Below are 7330 nucleotides of genomic sequence, written 5' to 3'. Positions count from 1 at the left end.
TTTCGACAGTTAGTTAGCTTTTTAACCCCTAAACCTATGAAAATCGGGTGGGGATGATTTTTTTGTCGTGTGCAGAGTTTTTTTCTTAATTACCTACTTTTCGATGTAGGTTATGAATATATTTTACCTATTGGTAAAAATAAAGATATAAGACAAAAGATGAATATGCTAGGAATTTCGCATAACAACCATCATGTTAAATAGAGAACAGTTAGGAGATTATTTATTCTTTCAATAGACAAAAACTTGCGGAATTTTTCTTAATTTGTAATCCTTGCGGCCAAGGGTGTCTAGCGTAGCTAAGACAGGTATTCGTTATAGTCGGGCCGCTATAATACGGATGACGAGTGCCTGTATGTTTAACCTAAATATCTTTAACAAGATCTCTAGTGAAGGATTGACCATCAAAAATGATCTTGAGCTGAATTCTGAGAATCAACTGATAACTAAATATAAGAGTTCTACTTCTGAAGACTATAAAAAAGCAATTATTTTGATCTTTAAAGAACGTGGCTATACCAGGTTAGAAATAGGTCAGTTACTTGAAAGATAACTCTAAAGAATTCCTAAAAATAACATAATACACCTTATACGAAATGCGTTATAATTCTCTTGAAAATTCAACGCTGTAGTTTCTTTTTTGCCCAACCTCCCCAAGGTGGGCTTTTTTTTATGATTTTTTCACGTTCCACGCTTATTATTTAATCAAAGTTTCACGACTTTGTTTAGGTCAATTGAATAATCAGAATGCCTGGTCTTTTTCTTTTTGGCGTTCATCCAGCTCTTTTTTGAGTGCCTTTTTATCCTGGTACGATGCAATCAGCATGATCGGGATCAGCAGCGGGGCCACAATAATTCCCAGGGCAATGTCTTTCAGTTTCGGCATGATCTCTCTCCCTTAGTCATTATCAAAAACAGCATTCAGCACACGGCCAAATAAGCCACGTTTTTTAGGTTCTGGTTCAACATGCTCAGGAAGATGGATCTGTTTACTCTCGGAAGTAGTCAATTCGTCATAGTTAGAGTCAGTCTGTGACCGAGGATCCGTTGCTATATTTGAATTTATAGATTCATTTAGCTTATCAATATTTTCTTGTTGTGACTGTTCTAAGGTGCCTTTAAACTCAATTCTATGAGTAAGATCTTCAATATGTTGCATCAAAGACTTTTCTCTTTGATTTGCTAAATCTAACTGATTTTTTAGTAAAGAAATCTGATCTTTTAATAGATTTTCGACTTCAGATTGAACGTGTACCTGTACATCCTTCTGAACTTGTTCAGTACGTGTACTGGACTGAACACCGACTGGGTTGCCATAAACTCTGATAAGTTCAGATAAATCTATTAGACCATCATTATCTCTTGATAATTCACCATTTTTTAAAGCCTCATATATTGTTGTCCGTGATTTTTTAAAGGCTTTACTTGCGTCCATAACGCTAAATTTTGTAGTGTTCAATACAATCCCTCTGTTCATGTACAAGGATGTTCAGGTGAGCATATTACTGAACATTATCTTTATTTTGTTTGAAAGCCAACCTTTACTAGATATGGATATAGTTCTTTAAATTTTTCAGCATTTAATAGCATTTCGGCAATTCGTACGGCAAATTGCGGATAGCTTTCGGTGCCTTGAGAATACTTACTCATTTCAGGCAGTTCTGACAATTTGTTAGCAAATAAATGACGCTGAGCATCTGTTAACTTGGTGAAAATATCTAAGGTGTTTTGATCTCTAGCTTCTAGATTTGGTTTGTTAACGTTTTTCTTTTGCTTGAATGAGAATGAAAAGCCATAAATTGAACGTCCTTTTTTATGCTGCTCATACTTAACAGTGATATCTGTAAACTCATTAACTTGAGCTATAGCTAGATGTAAGACTCTGTCTTTAAAGTTCCCCATTCTTGTGTACTCATCATCAAGCACACCAATTTTTTTTCTAAACTCTTCAAGCTCTATAACAGGAGTTTGGCCAGTGCTACGCCATGCGATCAATAATTCATATAGACGTACAGCATAAGCACTACTGAGATTACTAACTTGCTGTAATTCATACTTAGTGAACTGTTCTTCGAGTTTAGTAATTAATGGAACAATAGCAGGTGCAAAAATTAACTTAACAGTCGCTTCAGCGTCAATATAACGAATCTCACTAACCCATCGGCTTAGTACGTTTTCGATATTTCCTCGTTTATTCATCTCTTGATAGCTAAATTGTCTAGCAAATAAATCTTTTGAAGCATCCTTTAATGCTTGATAGGCAGTCTGTCTTGCAACATTGAATTGATTGATATAGCTCTCTGCATGGACTTCTAAAGGGTTGTTTGCATTAATGCCTTTACCACTTTCTCTTGCTTCAACAATAGCTAAAAGAATAAGTCGCTGTTCAACTAGATCTAGGTTATAGCTTGCGTTAATTAAAGCATTATCTTTTACAACTAGATCTCGCATGTTATTAGTCTACTTTTTTATTTCTGAATATAAATCTATATAAAATATTATGTAGTTAAATGCAAGGTAAACGTAGTTAAATCTACAAAAAAAAATAAGTAGACTTATGGTAGGTAAACGTAGTCATATTGGTAGGTAAACGTAGTCATATTGGTAGGTAAACGTAGTCATATTGGTAGGTAAACGTAGTCATATAACCCTTGAAAGCATTGTGAACAAAGGCTTTCAGCATATCTAAAAGCATTTAAAAACTTTAAAATAATTAAAAGCCCAGAGAATGAAAAATTGCCCTTGGTTTTCGCTACGCTCAAACTCTATTGAATCTCGCTTTCGCTCGATTCGTCGGGGCAATTTTTTGGCTCTTCTCGTTGTGACTTCAATAAAAAGCAAAAGCACGATGGATTCGCTTCGCTCATAGAGCTTTTTTACTCGCTGCGCTCGATCTAGACTCAATTTTCTGCATGTAATTTACGCTTATTTAGGCTTCACAGCCTAAAAAACTGTTTTTCAGAGGGTCTAAGCGCGAATTTCAGCGATTTCACTCGTAGACACTCGTTCTGTACCTTCCTATGTGAATTTGAGCTTAAATCGCAAATGAGTGCATTTAAAAGCTAAGTTTTATAGTAATTAGATAAAATCTTTACCTTTTGTATGAGGGTCATAAGAAAAAACAGGTTTTTTAGTCTTCAATTTTTCTGTATTTCTTTCTGCATTCGTCATTTTCATTTTTTCATTAGAAGTGGGGACCATATCCTGGGACTCTAATTTTTCTATTTTATGTAGATGTACCTTTTTTTCACTCATTCCCATTCTATTCAAATTTCGCAAAACTGAACTGTAAGAAATATTGTTCGCTAGCTCAGGTAAATCAGCGTGGATTTCCTTAATTGTATAACCAGCTTCTAGCCGTTTTTCTATTTCAGGTAATACAGAGATGATGAATTTCTTTGCGCCATGTCTGGTGACCATAATGACTTCCTCTTTCTTTAATTTATGCAATTATGTGCAACCATATGCAATTATGAGCTTTTATAAGATTTTATATGAAATTATCTGCAACTATAAGCTTTTAAATAGTTTTTATTCATTTTGATGTGCAATTATATGCATTTATGTGCAATTGAACTTTCAGTGATATTGGCAAGATGTGTAATGTTATATAACATGGCAAGCCCTGGTTATATAAATTACCCTACTTATTCGCTTTCAGCTCAACGTGGCCTCTTGTCCTGCGGAGCTTTTGGCATAGCCAAAATGTACTGGAAATCAAAAAATGACTGAACAGAAAAAGCCGAAACGGATACGCCAAAAAGTAATTCAAGTTGTGGTAACTGATGAAGCTGAGAAAAAGCAAATTGAAGAAAATGCTGCTCAGGGAAATTTATCAGCTTCTCAATATTTGCGTGATCTAGGATTGGGTTATCAACCTAAAAGTCTGACTGATATAAAAACAATCCAGGAAATTCGCAGCCTAAAATCAGATATGAATAAAGTGGGTGGACTACTGAAAAACTTAATGAATGGAGAACTGACTGATCCTAAAGAGATCCGATCTAAAGTAAATGGGCTACTGCTGGATTTTTCTAGGAACCAAAATTCAATTGATCTATTCATTTCTAAAGTCAGATCCGCGATCAAGTTTTAAAAAAGTGTAAGGTGTGTGACCTTGTATAGTGGCGTTAGCCAGCTGTCCCTTCAGAGCTGCACTAAACCAGGTATTCCCAAAAAGGTGTAAGGTATGTGACCTTGTATAGTGGCTTTAGCCTGATGAATTTCGTATATGAGTTTTTATGTTAAATGTTCTTTAGATTGGAGCCGTTTATGATGTTCAATAAAAGATGTCTATAAAATCGGTGGCTATTCACAGTGCCAGGAAAACATCAGGCTCACGAATCCAAGTATTTTTCCGGCCAATGATGAAACTGAACAAAAAGCTCAGGACTGATTTTGACTGTATAATTTTTAGTTTGCATTTAGTGATGCCAAATAACGATAATTTATGAATAAAGTCAAAGTGCACGGTCAATTACAGAAATAAGTAAATCTTGAATAGACGGATACGCCTATAGGTTGTTTACTTCTGCCTCTTATTAGTTGTTAAGGCTTTTGAAACTTCTTAAGAGGAAATTAATATGAAATTTCTGATAGCGTTGCTCTTTCCTTGGTTGCCTTTCTTTATGATAGGTCGACCTTTTGCAGCAATGATATGTTTGTTTCTTCAAGTTACCCTTTTAGGCTGGCTCCCAGCTGCGATCTGGGCTGTGCATGCTTTATTGCAAGATCATGCAGACCAAGAAGCGAAAGCAGCTTTATATCACTAAGTTTAATTTAACTCTCTCCTAAGCATTCTTGAAATTGCTACTGTCAAAGCTCATTGAATAATGAGCTTTGCTTATTTGGTATAAGAAATTTTATGTTAAACAAAGACAATTATTATTTCTTCAAAAGTTAAAAACCGCCTAACAGGCGGTTTTTCTTATTAAATATGGCTATTCGGCCATATTGAAAGCGGTAAAATTTGGCGGTTTATATATGATTTGCGTATGGGAAAAAATCATCATTCCCGAAATTAAAAACATCAATATTGTTATTACAGAACTATATAATCGCATTCATTACTTATCAATCTTACTAGACCAACATCTTAATCTTGTATTGTTACATTTACAATAAAAATATGATTTTATTGTATTTTTTTTGATTAATTTTGTTTTTTATAAATTTAATGAATATGTATATAAGAAAACTTGATTTTTACTATTTTTAGTGTATAGTTGACTTAACTAGAAAAAAGTCTTGTTCCGGTAAATCTTCTTTAAGTATCGCAGTTTTAGTCATAATCCTTCGTTTTTTTCAGATTTTAAGTCGCTTCTTTATTATTTTCAAAGTTATACCCAGTCAATAAAATGACTTAAAATTATTAAAAATTAGTAGGATATATTATGTCAAACTCAAATGTTGTTAAAGGTACTGTAAAGTGGTTCAACGAAACTAAAGGTTTTGGTTTCATTCAACAAGAATCAGGTCCAGACGTTTTTGCTCATTTTAGCGAAATCGCAAGTTCAGGTTTCAAAACCTTAATGGAAGGCCAAATGGTTGAATTCAGCGTAGCCCAAGGTCAAAAAGGACCGAATGCTGTAAATATTATTGCTATCTAAGCAGTAATAAGCAGTAATAAAAAGCACTCATGAGTGCTTTTTTTATAATTTAAAATTAAATTTTAAAGTTATTTCCAAAATTGGAAAATTTTCAGAAAAACAGGATTCAAGTTGTTAAAAATAAATTATTTAATTGCAAAAGCTAAAAATGGTACTGAAATTATTGTTTCATTAACTCCTCTTAATAAAATGCAAAGTACACGTCAGGGGTTAAAAACAATTGAAGTGGGTAAAAGAGTTCTTCTCTCATCTGGGATGGAGGTCGATTTAAATTTAGATGGCCGTACATTTTATACTTCTTTAAATCAGCTATTTAAACTCGATCACAGAGTTATTTAGATAAAAAAATAAAAATCAGATATTTATTTAAATAGTTTCTACTGTAATTTTATGGAAGGTATATACATGCTTAAGCAGAGTATTAATGTTAAAGATCAGTTTGGGGTTAAACACACTATTCAAGCAACTGTGGATCATCAGTTTGCCAGTACCCGCTCTCATTCGAATATAAAACATATCACTGTTGATGGTGAAAATATTCGACCTAGTTTTGAAATGTTTTTTCAGAGTACCGTAAGTGGGAAAATTTTCAAAATTGCATAAATAATGCGAATTTTAAGCTAGTCCTTTTAATTTAAACTGGAATATTAAATCGTATACATAACCATTTTAAAAATAATTGTTTATGATTAAAATTTGGTGCTGCGATAGCATCTACTAGAGGTGGAACCACCTCTATGATGCTACTGAACAGGCTGTTATTGATTTCGCAATTCAATATCCCGCATATGGTCAGCACCGTACTAGTAATGAATTACGCAAGAAGGGTGTATTCGTTTCAGGGAGTGGGGTTCGCTCTATATGGCTTCGTCATGATTTAGAAAACTTTAAGAAGCGTTTAAAAGCACTTGAGGCTAAAGTGGCACAGGATGGTATTGAATTAAATGATCAGCAGATTGCGGCACTTGAACGTAAGCATGAGGATGACGTTGCTTGTGGTGAAATCGAAACAGCTCATCCAGGCTATTTAGGCGCGCAAGACACCTTTTATGTCGGGAATCTCAAAGGTGTTGGACGAATCTACCAACAAACATTCATCGACACTTATAGCAAGGTCGTTCATTGCAAGCTCTATACAACAAAAACACCGATTACAGCGGCTGATTTACTCAATGATCGTGTGTTGCCATTCTATCAATCTCAGGACTTACCAATGCTTCGCATCCTCACAGACAGAGGTACTGAGGATGCGCTAAGGTAGAACAACATGACTATGAGTTGTATCTGGCAGTCAATGATATTGATCACACGAAGACAAAAGCAGCTTCCCCGCAAACAAATGGTATATGTGAGCGTTTCCATAAGACGATTTTGCAGGAGTTCTATCAAATTACGTTCAGGAAGAAGCTTTATAGCTCATTGGAAGAATTACAGGTTGATCTAGACGATTGGCTGAAATTCTATAATACTGAACGGACTCATCAAGGAAAAATGTGCTGTGGTCGTACACCACTTGAAACTTTACTTGATGGAAAACGGATTTGGGCTGAGAAAAATTTAGCTCAAATTTAACCTGACAGGCACAATAAAAAATGGGTAACTGTCAGATCAGGTTTGAGCTAGTACACTTTATGCAACAATGCCGAGATAAACCCAATATTTTAAATCTATCCCTGATATTTAGTTATACGTCGAAGTTGCTCTAATTCTTCGATTAAATC

10 protein-coding genes and 1 pseudogene are annotated in these 7330 nt (G+C 34.5%); 7 read left to right on the top strand and 4 right to left on the bottom strand.

Annotated features, from left to right (window positions below; translation table 11 throughout):
• Positions 1 to 355: 355 nt before the first annotated feature.
• On the top strand, positions 356 to 553 hold the full coding sequence (locus tag VXQ11_RS15500; RefSeq protein ID WP_034705821.1) for a hypothetical protein: 198 nt from the start codon (positions 356 to 358) through the stop codon (positions 551 to 553).
• Positions 554 to 742: 189 nt separating this feature from the next.
• Here VXQ11_RS15500 and VXQ11_RS15495 read toward each other — a convergent pair whose 3' ends face one another.
• From VXQ11_RS15495 to VXQ11_RS15480, 4 genes are all read right to left on the bottom strand, one after another.
• Positions 743 to 886, bottom strand: a complete 144-nt coding sequence (locus VXQ11_RS15495; RefSeq protein ID WP_416706428.1) for a hypothetical protein — start codon at positions 884 to 886, stop codon at positions 743 to 745.
• Positions 887 to 898: 12 nt separating this feature from the next.
• Positions 899 to 1459, bottom strand: a complete 561-nt coding sequence (locus tag VXQ11_RS15490; protein WP_416706427.1) for a plasmid replication DNA-binding protein — start codon at positions 1457 to 1459, stop codon at positions 899 to 901.
• A 59-nt stretch (positions 1460 to 1518) separates the two neighbouring features.
• Positions 1519 to 2451 carry a replication initiation protein RepM gene (gene repM / locus VXQ11_RS15485; protein WP_262738891.1) on the bottom strand — a complete coding sequence of 311 codons (933 nt, stop codon included), beginning with the start codon at positions 2449 to 2451 and terminating at the stop codon, positions 1519 to 1521.
• A gap of 627 nt (positions 2452 to 3078) precedes the next feature.
• Positions 3079 to 3420, bottom strand: a complete 342-nt coding sequence (locus VXQ11_RS15480; RefSeq protein WP_114542386.1) for a hypothetical protein — start codon at positions 3418 to 3420, stop codon at positions 3079 to 3081.
• Positions 3421 to 3724: 304 nt separating this feature from the next.
• Between VXQ11_RS15480 and VXQ11_RS15475 the strand changes: the two genes are divergently transcribed.
• The 6 genes and pseudogenes from VXQ11_RS15475 to VXQ11_RS15450 form a co-directional block, all read left to right on the top strand.
• The gene (locus tag VXQ11_RS15475; protein ID WP_416706426.1) at positions 3725 to 4096 is read left to right on the top strand and encodes a plasmid mobilization protein; all 372 of its coding nucleotides are present in this window, start codon (positions 3725 to 3727) and stop codon (positions 4094 to 4096) included.
• A gap of 487 nt (positions 4097 to 4583) precedes the next feature.
• On the top strand, positions 4584 to 4772 hold the full coding sequence (locus VXQ11_RS15470; protein WP_004641934.1) for a YqaE/Pmp3 family membrane protein: 189 nt from the start codon (positions 4584 to 4586) through the stop codon (positions 4770 to 4772).
• Between the two features lie 621 nt (positions 4773 to 5393).
• Positions 5394 to 5609: a cold-shock protein gene (locus VXQ11_RS15465; RefSeq protein ID WP_004641928.1), complete on the top strand. Its 216-nt coding sequence runs from the start codon at positions 5394 to 5396 to the stop codon at positions 5607 to 5609.
• A 111-nt stretch (positions 5610 to 5720) separates the two neighbouring features.
• On the top strand, positions 5721 to 5948 hold the full coding sequence (locus VXQ11_RS15460; protein ID WP_416682347.1) for a hypothetical protein: 228 nt from the start codon (positions 5721 to 5723) through the stop codon (positions 5946 to 5948).
• A 66-nt stretch (positions 5949 to 6014) separates the two neighbouring features.
• A complete protein-coding gene (locus tag VXQ11_RS15455) occupies positions 6015 to 6212 on the top strand; it encodes a hypothetical protein (RefSeq protein WP_064095820.1) in 198 nt (65 codons plus the stop codon).
• A 124-nt stretch (positions 6213 to 6336) separates the two neighbouring features.
• Positions 6337 to 7181 (top strand): annotated as a pseudogene (locus tag VXQ11_RS15450) (integrase core domain-containing protein); the annotation flags it as partial.
• Between the last annotated feature and the right edge of the window lie 149 nt (positions 7182 to 7330).

Source organism: Acinetobacter sp. 197 (genome assembly GCF_048148385.1).
GTDB classification, from domain to species: domain Bacteria; phylum Pseudomonadota; class Gammaproteobacteria; order Pseudomonadales; family Moraxellaceae; genus Acinetobacter; species Acinetobacter pecorum.
This window is presented reverse-complemented; position numbering and strand designations above follow the sequence as displayed.